Origin of the sequence: Paenibacillus sp. FSL R7-0204, from assembly GCF_038002225.1 — a bacterium.
Classification (GTDB): Bacteria; Bacillota; Bacilli; order Paenibacillales; family Paenibacillaceae; genus Paenibacillus_AQ.
This window is the reverse complement of the sequence record NZ_JBBOCA010000001.1, coordinates 1,454,104-1,469,460: the sequence shown is the minus strand read 5'-3', so window position 1 is coordinate 1,469,460 and position 15,357 is coordinate 1,454,104. Positions and strand designations below refer to the sequence as shown.

The window sequence follows — 15,357 nt, the reverse complement described above, 5'->3', positions numbered from 1 at the left end:
CTCTAGAAAGGACTGCTGTTTGACAGCAGAAAGTGTCCAAGTGAACGGTCAGTAGCCTAGAGAAACCCTGGCATACCCGTCTTTTGGCCCTGTTATACCTATGAAGCGGGGGTGAGCATAGCCATGCAAATGAATATCAAAAAAATTGCCGAAATGGCCGGGGTCTCTGTATCGACTGTATCCAAAATCATGAACAATTACAGCGATGTTTCCGAAAAAACGAAACGAAGAGTGCTCGAAATCATCGAACAAACCGGATATACCCCCTCAAGCTCCGCCAAAACGCTGGCTACCAAGAAATCGAATCTGATCGGGGTTATTTTTGCCGGTGAGCTGAATGTGGAATTTACCCATCCTTTTTTTGTAGAGGTGCTGAATTCGTTCAAGAAGCAGATGGGGGTGCTGGGGTATGACCTGATTTTCTTCTCAAATGAAAAGTTCATTAACAGCGGCGATTACTACTCCCGTTGCCTGCATTTCCATGTGGACGGCTGTGTCATTATCTCGGGAGAGCAGATGGAGCCTGCAATACAGGAACTCGACCGGAGCCATATTCCCTGCATCGGGGTTGACCTGGAGCTGACCGGCAAGAAATCCGGGTACGTCATGTCGGACAATTACCAGATTGCATCCAAGGTGGTGGAGCACTTCTACCTGCTCGGACACCGGGAGCTTGGCTTCATAGGCAGTACAGCAGATTCGGACATCTCTAACCTGCGGGAAGCAGGGTATGTCAGAGCCATTGCCGGCTTCGGCCTAGTTATGAATCCTAAGTGGTTCGTGCATGGCGACGATTTCTTCGAGCCCAGCGGGTATGCGGCAATGAATTCGTTAATTGCATCGGGTGATTTGCCAAAAGCGGTCTTCGCCGCCTCCGATCTGCTCGCCCTCGGCGCAGTCCGCGCCTTGAAGGAGCAGGGTCTGCTTGTTCCCGAGGATGTGGCCATCATCGGCTGTGACGATATCGAGGCCTGCAAGTATACCAGCCCTACGCTGACTACCATCCGCCAGAACAAGGAACGACTGGGTGTGCTCGCCGCCCATATGCTGTTCGATCTCATTAATAACCAGTCTGAAGGCGGCTCGTTTGTAGTTGAACCGGCGCTGATCGTCCGTGAATCCTGCGGCAGCGGGCTGAAACATTTGAAACCGCTGAACGCCTGAACCACCGGATCGCCGTAACGCTGAACTTTTGTCTCTCCCGGATCTGCCCTGCGATCCCTCCCCTCCAGCTCAGAACTTCGCTTGGCTGCATTACGCACCCACCCGAAAACGCTTTCGATACTATAATCGCTCATTTAGCGGGCTGCTTCAAGGCACCGTTTTTCTGATTTTGGGGACCATTTTTCGGCTTGGCCCCCACATTGGCCTGTCCTTGCTTCTCTAGTCTGAACACATCACAGCGGAGCAGGCGCAGCTACCTGAGGGTCCAGCGACAATCTGACCAGTTGACCCGCATGACTAAGACCTGCACCGAATCCGTACAGCAGAACCTGGTGGCCGCTAAGCACCTTCCCTTCGCGAATACCCAGATCAAGCGCCAGCGGAATACTGGCTGCCGAGGTATTGCCGAAGGCTTCAAGACTGTATAGGGCCTGCTCCAGCGGATAATTCAGCCGTTCGCAGATAGGTTCAATCATCCGCAGATTGGCGCTGTGCGGGATGAACCAGTCTACTTCCGCAAGATTTGCTCCGGCGTTCTTCAGCACCTGTTGTACTCCCTGCGGAACCGTACGGACCGCCCACTTGAACACTTCCCGGCCATTTTGCACCAGAAGCCCTGTCCCGGAGAGCTCTACTCCGTTCACCTTGTCCGCAAGCCCTGTGCGGTAGACATGCTGCGCTCCGCTTCCGTCACTGCCGAGATGGTATCCCATGAAGTCGTCCTGCGCCCCGCCGCTCTCCACCAGCACAGCCCCTGCACCATCCCCGAACAGAATACAAGTACTGCGGTCCGTATAATCTGTGATCTTAGACAGCGTATCAGCACCAATGACCAGTACCTTATGATGCAGTCCCGAGGACACCAGCGCATGAGCCGTATGCAGAGCATATACGAATCCGGCGCAGGCGGTACTCAGATCCATCGCTCCCGCAGTCAGCGGAATGCCAAGGGTATTCTGGACAATGGACGCTACAGATGGAAAAGAGAAGTCAGGCGTACTGGTCGCCACAAGCACCATATCGACATCCTGCACGCTTTTGCCATAACGCTTCATCATGTCCAAGGCGGCGGCTGCACACAGATCACTGGTATATTCATCCCCGCGGCTGATTCTGCGCTCACGGATACCTGTCCGCTGCACAATCCACTCATCATTGGTATCCACCATCTGCTCCAGATCCTGATTCGTAAGTCTCCGGGCCGGCACATAAGATCCGATCGCTGTTATTTTTGCACCTGTCATTAGATCCACCTCAGCTTTTAAGTTTATTAGTATCTGATATTAGTACTTGGTACTAATTATAACCTGCTCCTGACTGTTTTGCAAAATGTATACCCGGAATCCCCCAACAGCAATCACATCTTAACATTGTAAAGATCGAAAACACATGCTACAATCTTTACAACGTTAAGATGTCAGGCAAGTATGAAAGGAAGAATGCATACCTTGAAGGAGAAACCCTACCATCACGGCAATCTGCGCAATCAGCTTATAGAAGCGGGTATCAGGCTAATTAACTCGGACGGCATCAGCAGCTTTTCCCTGCGGAAGGTTGCCGCCGAATGTGAAGTCAGCCACACTGCCCCCTACAGCCATTTCAAAAATATAGATGAACTGGTAGCCGCCATGGGGGAACATGTTACCGGGCAATTTATGGATTCGCTGCGTATCTCCATCCAAGGCCAGGAAGGTAAGTTTGAAGCGGTCTCCCGGCTTGGGCAGGCCTATATTGATTTTTTCGTAGAGCATCCACAGTATTTCCAGTTTCTGTTCTACCATTCCGGCATAACCATTGATCTGGACAATTATGATACTGACAGTTATCCGCCATTCGTCCTGTTCAGGACTACAGCCTTTGAAGTGTTCCGCAGCAACGGTCTGCCAGAGACCGAGTTCACCCCTCAGCTACTCACACTCTGGTCCATGGTGCACGGAATTACGGCATTGCTTACCAATAATGGGGTCAAGTATTCGGGCAAATGGCGCGATCTGCTGGAGCTTAAATCTATCTTTTAAGGAGATGAAGTCTTGAGAACGATCATTCACGATCTGCAGGAGCAAGAATTCGCGGGCTGGTTGGGGGATATGGCGCAAGAGGAAGTAACGGTTATCTCAGATAGCGGTACGATCCGTTCTTGCATGGGCTGCTTCGGCTGCTGGACCCGGACTCCCGGGACATGCGTCATTAAGAGAGATGGCTACGACAATCTGGGGGAGCTGTTCTCCCGTAGCGATGAACTCACGATCATCAGTAAATGTATGTACGGCAGCTATAGCCCCTTTGTGCTGAACGTGCTGAACCGGAGCATTTCCTACGTCCTACCCTATTTTGAAACCGAGGATGGAGCGACCCGTCACCGCCGCCGCTATGATCACCAGTTCACACTATCGGTGCATTTCTATGGTGACGACATTACAGAGGCTGAGCAGGATACAGCGAGAAGGCTCGTTGCGGCTAACAGCATGAATCTGTATTCGACAGGCAACAACGTATTTTTCCACACCAGTCCGCAGAGTATCAAGGAGGTCCTGCAATGAACATTGCTATGATTAACGGCAGCCCCAAGCCTACCGGCAGTAACTCAGGTCTTCTGCTGGGGATGCTGGAGCCGCTGATTGCGGACGGGAACGAACTGCACGCCTATACGCCGAATAAAAGACCGCTCACTCCTGAAGAGTACAGCGAGCTATGCCGCATGGATGTGCTGGTCCTGGCGTTCCCGCTCTATAATGACGGCATTCCATCGCACCTGTTCCAGCTCCTGGTTACCCTCGAAGGTTATCTGAAGACGGAACGCGAACGTGAGATATACGTCTATGTGCTGATTAACAACGGCTTCTATGAGGGCGAGCAGAACCAGATTGCGCTGGATATCCTCAGACACTGGTGCGCGCGCGCTGGTGTTCACTTCGGGCAAGGCATCGGCCACGGCGCCGGTGAAATGCTGGGTTCTCTGGGGAAGGTACCGCTCGGCCGGGGCCCGCTGAAGAACCTGGGCCGTGCCATGTACAGCCTGGCCGGAAGCATCCAGTCCCGGAATTCCGGGGAATCTCTGTTGATTAACCCCAACTTCCCGCGCTTCGCCTGGAAATTCAATGCCACACACTTCTTCTGGCACGGAACGGCCCGGAAGAACGGATTGAAGCCGAAGGATCTGCGGCGGCGGATGTAGGATATACTGTAGCCAATCGCATACTGGCGGGTTGCCGTACCTGATTAAGGTAGAAGGGGAGGACTTAATAGTTAGAAGCAGAAAACCTTCCTTTTCACTGTGTTTAAATGTTTGGAATACAGCTATCTTCTTTAGTCTCCTGAGAAAGGGGATGCCTATGAACAGAATAAGAAAGTTATTGTTAGCACTTATTCTTATAGTGATGATCACTGGGTGTAGTAAGCTTAGCTCTATGTCTTTACCCGAAATGAGCGCTACTTTGGATACCGGTGAAGTTGTTCCTGTGGAGATTAGTACATATAGTTGGGGTGCCAAAGAATTATACGGTGGTCCATGGGAAGCTATGGAGGAGAAAGATGCGGCAATTATTCCTGCTGGAGCTGAAATTCAAATCAAATTCGATAATCCGCCGGATTCAATGCTCGTAAGAGAACACTTCAGTAAGTATAAATTCAAAGATATTACTGACTTGAATCAATTCAATGTACCGGGTAGTGCCGGTACCTACATCTACGGGGTAATGGCCACCTGGAAGAAAGGTACTGCGGTTTACGCCTTAAAAATCCAAGTTAAATAGAACAAAACTTCTGAGCCTTGATTATGATTACTTTTAAGTGCTTAGATGAGTTCAAAGTGCGTTTTGAAGATTTCCGTCAGCGTAAAATTATTCCTTGAGCATTACTTAGGCAATGGAGGCTGGAAAATCGATATAACTGCTGGGTCAACATTTTTTGCGACATGGATGACAAAAGCTGCATCAGTTCGCCATTACGTTTCTTGCCGAAAGTGAGATGGAACAGGATGACCGGCTTCCACTTGCCTCCGATGACTTCAAGCGTTGCTTCGACTGCAGTATTATAAATTTTTTCATCTTCTTGCATAGCTGTGAATCGCCTCCCTACTTTAAACCTTAGCACAATTGATAACACTTTTATCATTCATTTTCAAGCCTGTCCATCGGCACCGCCGGATTTCGCACAAAGAGCCCGGTCTCCCAACAGGACCAGGCTCTTTCACTTACAACCTCTATTCGAATATTCGAACCCCAGGCGTTATCGTTCCGCCACCGCCACCGTAACCTGCTCCACCAGCTTCTCCGGCTTCGCCGTGTTCCTGGAGCGGCAGTTCAGGAACTCCACATCTTCCCCGTTCTCAACGTAAAAGGCCGGGCCGTCATGGTTCTCAATGCTGACCTGCTGGAACTGCACCTCGCGGACATTGCCGAGGAAGAAGCCACGGCGCTGCATGTCCTCAAGCCCTGCCATCATGTCCGGCTGGCCGGGCACCGCCTGCTCCGCCATCGAGATATCAATGTTGGTGAAGGTGATTTCCGAGACGGCCTGCTCAGCCAGCCCGTACAGGAAACCCGCCGCCGCATGGACATTGCGGGCCGTAATATTGGCATAATGAATCCGCCGGAACTGCGGCGTCTCCGCTGTCACCGGATACGGATTTTTGTCCCAGACGTATTTCTCCTTGCCCCGGGGCCCACAGAAATAGTAGAGATTCAGCGTGAAGGGACAGATCACATCCTCCATCACAATGTTGCTGATCCGGATATCCTCAATCATCCCGCCCCGTCCCCGCCGGGACTTCATGCGGATGCCGCGGTCCGTCTGCTTAAATACACAATTGCTGATCGTCACATTGCGGATATCGCCACTCATCTCACTTCCCAGCACCACCGCTCCGTGGCCGTGAACCATCACGCAGTTCGTAATCGTGATATTCTCGCAGGGAATCCGCTCCTTAGTATCCTCGGTGCCTGCCTTAATGGCAATGCAGTCATCACCGACATCGATATGGCAGTTGCTGATACGCACATCGCGGCAGGATTCGGGATTGATTCCATCGGTATTCGGGGAATCTGCCGGATTCAGAATCGACAGATTATCGATCATCACATTGCTGCAATTAATCGGATTCACCGTCCAGCTCGGGGAATTCACCAGCGTCAGATCGCGGAGCGTCACCCGGTTGCAATCGTCGAAACCAATCAGTCTTGGACGGGGATACTCCAGCTCTTCCGGGCGGTCCCAATGCTTTTTCCACCAAGGTTCTCCATTCCCGTCAATGGTTCCGCTCCCGGTAATCGAGACATTCCTCAGGCCCGCTCCGTAGATGCAGGCGGCATGAACCTCCCGCTTCACCCCTTCCCACCGTGATTCCACGGCAGGATAATCCGCCGGATTGGTACTGAAGGACAATACCGCACCAGGACTGAGATGCAGCTCAATGTTGCTGCGTAGCCTAACCGCGCCTGTCAGGAAAGTACCGGCCGGAATATACACTGTACCTCCACCGTCACGGTCCGCCGCTGCAATAGCATCTACAATCGCCTGCGTTGCTGGCAACCCGCTGTCCCGCTGCGCTCCGTAGTCTATTATGTTATACACTGTCCGCCTCCATTCTTGTCATCCGCTGCCGGGCTGATCCAGGCAGCTTCCGGCTCTATTGTGCCTATGTCTGAACCGGCAGCCCTCTAGCTCCACTCCGCTTATGCCGGATACAAATCCTGCATCTCCACACAGGCCATCACCAGCGCGCCCACGCCGTGCAGATCATTGCTGACCTTCGGACGGGTTACATAGTTACGGTAATCTCCGGCCGAGGTCCCGATGCAGATATCCGGCAGCAGCAGCCGGCCCTGCTCATCCCACTGGAGCACCTGAATTAAGCCTTCGTAGCCTTTACGCGCTGCTTCCGCCGCTTTATCCGCAATTTCAGCCGGAAGGATACCCAGCTTCACTGCTCTGGCAATCGTGTAGACGAACAGACAGGAGCCGGAGGTCTCCAGCCAATTATCAGGTTCATGTCCCTTATCCACCACCTGATACCACAGACCGCTCTGCGGGTCCTGATAACGGATCAACGCCTGTACGAATCCGCTTAGCTCGGCTGCAAGCTCTGCCCGTCCAGGATCAGTCTCCGGCAGTTCATCCATGAACTGTGAGACGGCAAGCCCGTACCAGCCAAGCGAGCGGCTCCAGAATTCCGGCGAGCAGCCGGTGGCGGGATTCGACCATGGCATACGGCGGCTCTCATCCCAGGCATGGTAGAGCAGGCCGGTCGCCTCGTCTTTCATATATTTGCGCATTAGGCGCTCCTGATGAAGGACTTCGGCCCGCAAGGCATCGTCTCTATAAGTATTCGCGTACTTCAGCGAGAACACCCCGGCCATGTACAGCCCGTCCAGCCACATCTGGTTTGGATATTTGTCCTTATGCCAGTACCCGCCCTCAGTGGTCCGGTTCAGCGTCAGCAGCAGATGGCGAAGCTTGACTGCCGCCTCGCGGTATTTCCGCTTGCCGGTCCGTTCATACAGTGTGAAGAGCAGCAGCCCCGCTTGTACGGCATCCAGCTCATCCCGGGCAAAGTCGAAATTCCCCTGCTCATCCACCAGATCATCCACATACTGCTTAATATAATCAATATAGCGGTCCTCCCGGAGCGTCTTCCACAGCAGCTCCATCCCGCACAGGAACACGCCCTGATGATAATGCCAGCGGTGCGCAGGCGGGAGTTCTCCCGCCTCATACGTCTCCATTAGTGAATCACAGGCCTTTTGCGCCCATTCGATCGGTGTTTGCGGCAGACTGCCTATCATCGTAATACCCCTTTCCATAATTCAGAATATCCGGTCTTCCCTTAGTATCAGCGGTTCCCCCGTCAGCATCAGCCCTTCATCGAGCCCAGCATCGCACCCTTGGCAAAATGCTTCTGCAGGAACGGATACACCATCAGAATCGGCAGCGTAGCGACCACGATAACCGCCATCTTGATCGTCTGATCCGGCGGCGGAACCGTGCCGTCCAGTGTCGCACTGTGATCCATCCCGCTGGCCAGCACGACAATCTGCCGCAGCAGGACCTGAATCGGCCATTTGGCGCTGTTATCCAGATAGAGAATGGCGCTCATATACGTGTTCCAGTACGTCACGGCGTAGAACAGAGAGATCGTGGCAATCGCCGGCAGCGACAGGGGCAGCACGATTTTGAACAGAATCCCGAAGTCATTGCAGCCGTCAATCTTGGCCGATTCCTCCAGCCCCTCCGGAATGTTCTGAAAAAAGTTCTTGAGTATAATCATATTGAACGCACTGATCGCGGAAGGCAGAATCAGTGCCGCATACGAGTCGATCAGCCCCAGCTCCTTCACCACGAGGAACGTAGGAATCATCCCCCCGTGGAACAGCATCGTGAACACCACCAGGAAGTTGAACACCCGGCGGCCGTCCAGATCCTTGCGGGAGAGACCGTAGGCCATCAGCGCCGTGATGAACATACTGAACAGCGTGCCTACCAGCGTGACTCCAATCGATACCCCTAAGGCTCTGAAGATCGTATTCGTGGAGAAAATAAATTTGTACGCCTCCAGGCTCCATACCTTCGGAATCAGCACAAACTTGTTGGCAGCCAGCTCAGCACTGGTTGTGAATGAGCCTGCAACGACGTGGACGAAAGGCAGCACCGTTACCAGCGCGATCAGGGCGAGCAGTATAAAGTTGACGGCAGAGAATAGTCTGCCGCTGAATGTGCGGTCTTCTACCATTTGAATTCCTCCTGCGGCATTTTAATAAACGCCTTCTTCTCCTATTTTCTTGGACACCTTGTTGACGGTCATGACCATAATCAGGCCCACAATCGACTTGAAGAAGCCGATGGCTGTACTGTAGCTGAACTGCCCTTGCCGCAGACCGGCGGTGTAGACATACGTATCGATAATTTCCGCAACCTCGCGGTTCATGGAGTTGAGCAGCAGGTAGACATGCTCGAAGCCCAGGTCGAGAACGGAACCGATTTTCAGAATAAACAGGGTGATGATCACTCCCCGGATGGCCGGAAGCGTAATATGCCAGACCTGTCTGAGCCGTCCGGCTCCGTCCATACGGGAAGCTTCATAGAGCCCCGGATCAATAGCCGCAATGGAAGCCAGATAAATAATCGTGCCCCAGCCTGCTTCCCGCCAGATGACCTGAAGGATATACATCGGCCGGAACCAGCCCGGACTCAGCAGGAAATTGATTTTGGCGAATCCGAAGTAAGCGAGCAGCTCGTTGATAATCCCCCCGTCCATCGTCACCATGACGAAGGAGATTGAGACGACGATAACCCAAGACATGAAGTGCGGCAGATACACCAGGGTCTGGAAGAATCTTTTGAAGAAGGTGCCTCTGAGTTCATTAAGCATCAGGGCCAGAATAATCGGAATCGGAAAATAAATCAGAATATTCATCCCGAACAGAATCAGCGTATTGGCTAATATGTTCAAGAAATCAGGCTCGGTGAACAGCCGGCTGAAATGCTTCATGCCCACCCATTCGCTCCCGGTAATCCCTTGGTAAGGCTTGTAATCCTGGAAGGAAATAATCAGTCCGTACATCGGCAAGTATTTGAAGATAATGAAATACAGCACGCCGGGGATCAGCATTACATAGAGCAATTTGTTGCGCCACAGCCGCTTCTTCAGCTCACTGCTGCTCTTGTATTTCTTCGGCATGGGTTCGGGAACTACGCGGGGCGGGGCGGTTACTTCCTGCATGATTCTCTTCCTTTCTCTGTAAATTATTCGTTAGTAGAAAAAAAGGCTGCCGGAGCGCTAACCCGGGTCAGCCCTCTTCCTGTTCAGTCCGCTGCTATAGCGGCTATGCTCTGCTTATTTTTTGTACGCGGCATTGTATTCTTCAATAATCTTCGCCCCGCCCCGGCTCTTCCAGTTCTCGACTTCCTTCTCGAAGCCGGCCTTATCGAGCTGACCATACATGTACTTGTAAGTCGCATCCGCAATAATCTGCTGCAGCTCTACGCCCTTGGACGTATAGGTTGCCGAGTCGAGCGCCGCCGTAGGATCTGCGACCCCGTACTTCACATTCTCCAGTACCAGCTCCTCTGCATGAATCCGGCCCGGCAGCACGTTCAAGCTCTGGTACATGCCGTTCGTTTCATATTCGCCGATGACGCTGTCCTTGAAGCCTTTGACCTCACGTTCGATCAGCTCTTTATTGTCGGTCGCTTTGGCCTTGCCGTCCACGACGGTGTAGTGTGTGCCTTCAATACCCCAGTACATCAGATTGGCTACCTCAGGGGTCATCATCGCGTCGAAGAACTTCAGAATCTTCTTCAGTTCCGCCTCATCCTTGACTGCCGATTTCGGGAACAGCACTACGTTGTTATAGCCGGGAATCATCCACTGGGCGAATTTGCCGTCAGGTCCAGCCACCATGCTATGTGTATCCAGTACGGCATCCGGCACGTTCTTGATCAAGTCCTTGTTCAGGGAATCGATGTCCTGCATCGAGCCGCCGATATACAGCCCGGCCTTGCCGCTGGTGAACATATTGACCGCATCCGTCTTACTGGTTGCCGCGAAGTCCTGGTTCATATAACCGCCTTCACGCAGCTTTTTGAAGAAATCCATCGTGTCGATGTATTGCGGAAAAGTGAACTCCGGCGCAAGCTGGCCGTCCTTCTCAGCCCAGTTGTTCGGCGTGCCGAACCAGGAGGAGACGGTTTTGAACGCACCATACACCAGCTCGTTGCGGTCAACAACACCGATGGTATCCTTCTTCCCGTTGCCGTCCGGGTCCTGCTCGGTAAAAGCCTTAGCCATCGCGAACAATTCCTCCGTGTTGGCCGGCGCTTTCAGTCCCAGCTTATCCGCCCAGTCCTTGCGGTAGATGATGCCCTGGCGCGCCAGCGGACGGCCGATATACAGGGTATACAGCTTGCCGTCTACCTTCGTATTATTCAGGATCTCCGGCTTCAGCTTGTTCAGGTTCGGGAATTCGCTGAGCAGCGGCCCGATCTCCCAGAACTGCCCGTCCTTGATCGCTTCCTTCATCTGCAGGAAAGTGGTCTGATTCTTCAGATACGTCACCTGCGGCAGGGAGCCTGTGGCGAACGAGGAGTTCAGCTTCTCTTCATACGTATCGGCTGGGAAGAACTGGTAGGTCAGCTTCGTATTCGTCAACTTCTCCACTTCCGTCTTGATCGTATCCGGTGGAGTATCTGTCGTGTTCAGCGGGAGCATGATTTTGATCTCAGTCGGCTTCTCCGGCTCAGCAGTGGCTGGGTCCGTGGTTGCGGTGGTGTTGGTCCCGGTGTTGGCGCCCGGGTCTTTCGTAGCTGCCGCCTCTTTGTTGTTGTTACCGCCGCAAGCGGACAACATGCTGAGGGTCAGCAGCGTGCTTAGGAGCAGGGTGAAGGATTTTTTCGTCATTCCTTTTTGACCTCCGTTTAACTTGTATTGGTTACAAGCCTCACATTACGCTCTGCGCTGGATTACGAAAACAATCATTTGCTCATAAAAGCGGGCTGGGCGTGGGGGTGTGGGTTAATGATTATCGTGTGATGGGGGGATAGGCATCGAAAGCTAGTGTGTGGGGGGCGGGAGCGGCGGGGGGGCGGGACTGCGTGAGCTTTGGACTTCCTGCCGCTGTTGTCTCCAGATGTTGTTGATTATATGCTTGCAGCAGATAACATCCGGAGACAAAGGCGGACGCTACCGCTCCTCCAGCTCCAAACCTCCCTCCGTCCCTTTCTGCCGCTCCAGATTGGTGGCTTCCAAGGCCTATCCTTGAAAGGGGCAAAGGAAATAGCCCCGCCGCTTCGCGCGGCGGGGCCTTGTAAGTTACCTTCTCCTGCAACAAACAGGTGGAAAAATGTATCTTAATTTAGCCGTTTTTTGAGAAAAGGCAGAAGTAGTTGGAAAAAAGGCATCTAATTATGTTAGTTTTGCCTACTGCTGCTGAATTGGACGGATTTAAGTGTTGTTTTTCCAACTATCATTCTTGTAACGTTTATTAGTTCATCAGCAAGTGGAAGAATTCCAACTATCTCGGGCCGCATGATCCGAGTACGTACCGATCAAGAGATCTTGAACAAGCTTGATGCTTGCACCGTAAAGCTCCATACGACCCGTTCCAAAGTTATTCGCATTTTACTCTCAAAATAATCTTCCCCTTAGCCCGGCCGGATTCGGAATACTGCATCGCCTGCTGGGCTTCATCCAAAGGAAAAACCCGGTCAATAACAGGCTTGATTGCGCCCGATTCCAGATATGCAGTGATGATGCCCAGTTGCCCGCCGCTTGGCTTCATGAACAAGAAGCTGTATTTGACATTGTACTGTTTCTCCAGCTTGGTGAGCTTACGGGTAACAAGCCGGAGAGCCGTTGTTTTCAGAAAACCAGCCCCATACTCTGCACCAAAACGGGCGTTGGGCAGACCCGATACGGATACGACCTGCCCTCCCGGTCTGACGATGCGAAATGCTCGCTCCAGCGCCTCACCACCGAGGGTATCGTATACTCCATCATAATTGTGCAGCACCTGATCGAACTGCTCTGTTTTATAGTTGATGACCTGATCGGCCCCAAGGGATTTAACGAGTTCAGTTCCAGCTTCACTGGCAGTGGTTGTAACGTAAATCCCCATCACTTTGGCAAGCTGGATGGCAAAGGTGCCTACTCCGCCCGCTCCTGCCTGAATCAATACCTTTTGCCCAGCCGTGAGCTGAAGAGTATCATGTAGTGCCTGATAAGAGGTCAGCCCAACAAGCGGGATCGAAGCTGCTTCTTCAAAAGTGAGGTTGCGGGGCTTCAGCGCGATATCATCCTCATGAACGGCAATATACTCCGCGAAGGTGCCAATTTTGCTTTTTCTGGGCCGGCCGTAGATTCCATCCCCTACCCTGAATTTCTTCACCTTGTCCCCGACCCGGGTAATGATACCTGAGAAATCATTGCCCAGAATAAGCGGCATCTCATATTTCAAAAGCATCCGTAATTTTCCATCCCGGATTTTAAAATCAATCGGATTAATACTGGCCGCACGGATTTCCGCAAGCACCTCATGCTCGCCGACTTCAGGCATTGGGCGGTCCGCTAAACGAAGCGGGGTTTTTCCGTATTTTTCGATAACCATTGCTTTCATGATGGACCCTCCAGCTTTTGTCTAATAGAACCGTTCAATGAACTCATCGATATGAGTGACTACATTCCTCAGCGTCCCGAGGTTGGTTCTGACGTCCATGTAAAATAGTTCTTGGCCCCTTCCTCCCTGACCATAATAATCCCTGCCTCTCTGAGAATTCTAAGATGATGCGACACCGCCGGGCGCGACAGATGGGTTTGCTCCGTAATCTCGCCTACACGCAGGCCGTTTGTACATGTAGTCTCCATAAGTGCCGTAATAATCGACTGGCGTGTATCATTCCCAATGGCAGACAAGATCTGCTGGCATGTTTTAAAATCTTCTCTAATCCTTCGGACCACTTGCTGCTTATCCATGTTACTCCCCCTCAATCCGCTTCCCCGTTCAAAAAAACGAACCTTTTGCTGATGAGTATGCCACACCCAGTTACACGCTGCAATATTGGGAAAGAAAATCGAGACCACAAGGATATATTTTACATTTCGCTTAATCTTTCAAGTGAAGAATTTTTGTAATGCAAAATAAAGGAAACCTCGAACATCTTTCGTCCAAGGTTCCCCGCTGTATCTCCTGTGCTTCTTACTATTCGCATTGAAATGATTTATAGATTTACAGACTGTTGAAAAAATCGATTTTCAAGCGGCTGCATTCGAAAAAATCCAACTACTTCAGTCTCTAAAACACCTGTGCTTGTATAGTTCTATAGTTTTATCGTAGTTATCCGCATTCTTTGTATGAAAAAGCAAGGTAACCATGCAGGATCTCATTGACTTTTTGTCCAGGCAATAATATATTATTGTCAGGGCAAAAAAGGGGTGATGAAATGTCCGCTAAGAAGATGGGGCGTCCTCTATCTGACAATCCCAAAAGCAAAAAGATTGAGATACGTGTTGATCAAGAGATTCTGAGCAAGCTAGATGCTTGCACCGAAAAACTCCAAACGACCCGTTCCGATGTGATTCGCAAGGGAATTGAAAAGGTGTTTGACGAGCTCCAAAATTAAAGAAGGAAGCAGCGTAAATCCCGCAAAGAACACCGCTACTTCCTACCCACACATCCGCTTGGATAAGCAGACTGCATAAATATCCTACCATGTGCAGGAATCTCATTCAAGCGATGCGATGAACATAATGGGAGGACGAACATGAAAACAATTTTGGAAGCCTTGTACCACGGGAAGCTTCAACCCGATATGACCATTGTGCCATCACATCCAGAGTATCGTTCCGCATGCAAACAGGTAGCAGCAGAGACACAGCAATGGCGCGAACGGTTGGGCGAGGAAGTGTTTAGAGAGCTGGAGGAATATTTGGACTTGTGCGACAGCGTGAACAGCATGCATGTGGAAGCTGCCTTTCATCATGGGTTCAAGTTGGGGGCAAACCTATTAATTGAAGTGATGAGTAATCGGGAAGCCCCGTTATCCTAAGGGGTATCCATCTAGTCGCGAATAATCCGGTCAATCACAGGCCGGATTGCCCCGGATTCGATATATTCAGTGATGATTATTTATCAGGAGAAGTGTGGCATTAGACCAACTCTGAAATAAACATAGGCGTAGTTCCATGCTCACTCGAAAATCCACACTTATAATAAAAATCCACTGCACTCGGATAAGAAATCAGCACTTTCTGTTTATATTCTTTATATCGATCGAGCATAGTGGTCATCATTTTTTTACCTACTCCTTTCCCCTGATAACTTGGATCGATAAGCATATAATGGAAATACACTGTTAGAACACCATCAGACAGAGCATTTACCAAGCCAACGAGCTTCGCTCCATCCCATGCCGCCACAATTGAATGAGAGTTTTGAATTGCTTGCATAAGCTCATTCGGATATTTACCGGATTCCCAATTGACCGATAGAAATAACTCTTGAAGTACCTCCTTAGTGATAAACTCAATATTTGAAGCGTAACGTATACTCATCTCAGCACCATCTTTCCTTAATGTTTATTAGATCCAGATCTTTTCCTCTGGTCAGATTAACATTAAATAGGTATAAAGATAATGGAATGTTTGAAGAAACTTTTGTACTAATCTGCATAGCTGCCTGTTAGCTTAATGAAGAATCATTAGGG

At 51.2% G+C, this 15,357-nt stretch carries 15 protein-coding genes and 2 pseudogenes; 7 read left to right on the top strand and 10 right to left on the bottom strand.

The annotated features are described in order from the left end of the window. Nucleotides 1-129: 129 nt before the first annotated feature. Nucleotides 130-1,164 (top strand): LacI family DNA-binding transcriptional regulator, encoded by a 1,035-nt coding sequence (locus tag MKX42_RS06640; RefSeq protein WP_340757629.1) that lies wholly within the window; start codon nt 130-132, stop codon nt 1,162-1,164. A 233-nt stretch (nt 1,165-1,397) separates the two neighbouring features. On the opposite strand, the gene MKX42_RS06635 is transcribed toward MKX42_RS06640, so the two are convergent. After that, nucleotides 1,398-2,408, bottom strand: a complete 1,011-nt coding sequence (locus tag MKX42_RS06635) for a ketoacyl-ACP synthase III (protein WP_340751810.1) — start codon at nt 2,406-2,408, stop codon at nt 1,398-1,400. 204 nt (nt 2,409-2,612) lie between these two features. Here MKX42_RS06635 and MKX42_RS06630 point away from each other — a divergent pair, with 204 nt between their 5' ends. From MKX42_RS06630 to MKX42_RS06615, 4 genes are all read left to right on the top strand, one after another. Next, on the top strand, nt 2,613-3,182 hold the full coding sequence (locus tag MKX42_RS06630; RefSeq protein WP_340751809.1) for a TetR/AcrR family transcriptional regulator: 570 nt from the start codon (nt 2,613-2,615) through the stop codon (nt 3,180-3,182). Between the two features lie 12 nt (nt 3,183-3,194). Further along, nucleotides 3,195-3,704, top strand: coding sequence for a flavodoxin family protein (locus MKX42_RS06625; protein ID WP_340751808.1), 510 nt, complete (start codon nt 3,195-3,197; stop codon nt 3,702-3,704). Next, nucleotides 3,701-4,339: a hypothetical protein gene (locus tag MKX42_RS06620; RefSeq protein WP_340751807.1), complete on the top strand. Its 639-nt coding sequence runs from the start codon at nt 3,701-3,703 to the stop codon at nt 4,337-4,339. Before MKX42_RS06625 ends, MKX42_RS06620 begins: the two co-directional genes overlap by 4 nt. A gap of 157 nt (nt 4,340-4,496) precedes the next feature. Beyond that, nucleotides 4,497-4,916, top strand: coding sequence for a hypothetical protein (locus tag MKX42_RS06615; RefSeq protein WP_340751806.1), 420 nt, complete (start codon nt 4,497-4,499; stop codon nt 4,914-4,916). 133 nt (nt 4,917-5,049) lie between these two features. On the opposite strand, the pseudogene MKX42_RS06610 reads toward MKX42_RS06615, so the two are convergent. The 8 genes and pseudogenes from MKX42_RS06610 to MKX42_RS06575 form a co-directional block, all read right to left on the bottom strand. Next, nucleotides 5,050-5,220: pseudogene (locus MKX42_RS06610) on the bottom strand (winged helix-turn-helix transcriptional regulator); the annotation flags it as partial. Nucleotides 5,221-5,391: 171 nt separating this feature from the next. Further along, nucleotides 5,392-6,735 carry a glycoside hydrolase family 28 protein gene (locus MKX42_RS06605; RefSeq protein ID WP_340751805.1) on the bottom strand — a complete coding sequence of 448 codons (1,344 nt, stop codon included), beginning with the start codon at nt 6,733-6,735 and terminating at the stop codon, nt 5,392-5,394. A 101-nt stretch (nt 6,736-6,836) separates the two neighbouring features. Further along, entirely contained in the window at nt 6,837-7,964 is a 1,128-nt protein-coding gene (locus MKX42_RS06600; protein WP_340751804.1) for a glycoside hydrolase family 88/105 protein, read from the bottom strand. Nucleotides 7,965-8,014: 50 nt separating this feature from the next. Then, on the bottom strand, nt 8,015-8,890 hold the full coding sequence (locus MKX42_RS06595; RefSeq protein WP_340751803.1) for a carbohydrate ABC transporter permease: 876 nt from the start codon (nt 8,888-8,890) through the stop codon (nt 8,015-8,017). Between the two features lie 21 nt (nt 8,891-8,911). Further along, entirely contained in the window at nt 8,912-9,880 is a 969-nt protein-coding gene (locus MKX42_RS06590) for an ABC transporter permease (protein ID WP_445321824.1), read from the bottom strand. 114 nt (nt 9,881-9,994) lie between these two features. Further along, nucleotides 9,995-11,557 (bottom strand): extracellular solute-binding protein, encoded by a 1,563-nt coding sequence (locus MKX42_RS06585; RefSeq protein ID WP_340751802.1) that lies wholly within the window; start codon nt 11,555-11,557, stop codon nt 9,995-9,997. Between the two features lie 709 nt (nt 11,558-12,266). After that, a complete protein-coding gene (locus MKX42_RS06580) occupies nt 12,267-13,271 on the bottom strand; it encodes an NADP-dependent oxidoreductase (RefSeq protein ID WP_340751801.1) in 1,005 nt (334 codons plus the stop codon). Nucleotides 13,272-13,292: 21 nt separating this feature from the next. After that, nucleotides 13,293-13,627: pseudogene (locus tag MKX42_RS06575) on the bottom strand (ArsR/SmtB family transcription factor). A 467-nt stretch (nt 13,628-14,094) separates the two neighbouring features. On the opposite strand from MKX42_RS06575, the gene MKX42_RS06570 reads away from it, so the two are divergent. Both MKX42_RS06570 and MKX42_RS06565 read left to right on the top strand, forming a co-directional pair. Then, nucleotides 14,095-14,274: a CopG family transcriptional regulator gene (locus tag MKX42_RS06570; protein ID WP_340751800.1), complete on the top strand. Its 180-nt coding sequence runs from the start codon at nt 14,095-14,097 to the stop codon at nt 14,272-14,274. A gap of 141 nt (nt 14,275-14,415) precedes the next feature. Then, entirely contained in the window at nt 14,416-14,700 is a 285-nt protein-coding gene (locus MKX42_RS06565; protein ID WP_340751799.1) for a DUF6809 family protein, read from the top strand. Nucleotides 14,701-14,800: 100 nt separating this feature from the next. Here MKX42_RS06565 and MKX42_RS06560 read toward each other — a convergent pair whose 3' ends face one another. Then, the gene (locus MKX42_RS06560; RefSeq protein ID WP_340751798.1) at nt 14,801-15,205 is read right to left on the bottom strand and encodes a GNAT family N-acetyltransferase; all 405 of its coding nucleotides are present in this window, start codon (nt 15,203-15,205) and stop codon (nt 14,801-14,803) included. Nucleotides 15,206-15,357: the final 152 nt, after the last annotated feature.

What these genes read in the sequence shown, in the direction of transcription:
- MKX42_RS06560 (WP_340751798.1), bottom strand. Translation starts at nt 15,205, where the DNA reads ATGAGTATACGTTACGCTTCAAATATTGAGTTTATCACTAAGGAGGTA.
- MKX42_RS06570 (WP_340751800.1), top strand. Translation starts at nt 14,095, where the DNA reads ATGTCCGCTAAGAAGATGGGGCGTCCTCTATCTGACAATCCCAAAAGC.
- MKX42_RS06635 (WP_340751810.1), bottom strand. Translation starts at nt 2,408, where the DNA reads ATGACAGGTGCAAAAATAACAGCGATCGGATCTTATGTGCCGGCCCGG.
- MKX42_RS06565 (WP_340751799.1), top strand. Translation starts at nt 14,416, where the DNA reads ATGAAAACAATTTTGGAAGCCTTGTACCACGGGAAGCTTCAACCCGAT.
- MKX42_RS06600 (WP_340751804.1), bottom strand. Translation starts at nt 7,964, where the DNA reads ATGGAAAGGGGTATTACGATGATAGGCAGTCTGCCGCAAACACCGATC.
- MKX42_RS06615 (WP_340751806.1), top strand. Translation starts at nt 4,497, where the DNA reads ATGAACAGAATAAGAAAGTTATTGTTAGCACTTATTCTTATAGTGATG.
- MKX42_RS06595 (WP_340751803.1), bottom strand. Translation starts at nt 8,890, where the DNA reads ATGGTAGAAGACCGCACATTCAGCGGCAGACTATTCTCTGCCGTCAAC.
- MKX42_RS06585 (WP_340751802.1), bottom strand. Translation starts at nt 11,557, where the DNA reads ATGACGAAAAAATCCTTCACCCTGCTCCTAAGCACGCTGCTGACCCTC.
- MKX42_RS06580 (WP_340751801.1), bottom strand. Translation starts at nt 13,271, where the DNA reads ATGAAAGCAATGGTTATCGAAAAATACGGAAAAACCCCGCTTCGTTTA.
- MKX42_RS06590 (WP_445321824.1), bottom strand. Translation starts at nt 9,880, where the DNA reads ATGCAGGAAGTAACCGCCCCGCCCCGCGTAGTTCCCGAACCCATGCCG.
- MKX42_RS06640 (WP_340757629.1), top strand. Translation starts at nt 130, where the DNA reads ATGAATATCAAAAAAATTGCCGAAATGGCCGGGGTCTCTGTATCGACT.
- MKX42_RS06620 (WP_340751807.1), top strand. Translation starts at nt 3,701, where the DNA reads ATGAACATTGCTATGATTAACGGCAGCCCCAAGCCTACCGGCAGTAAC.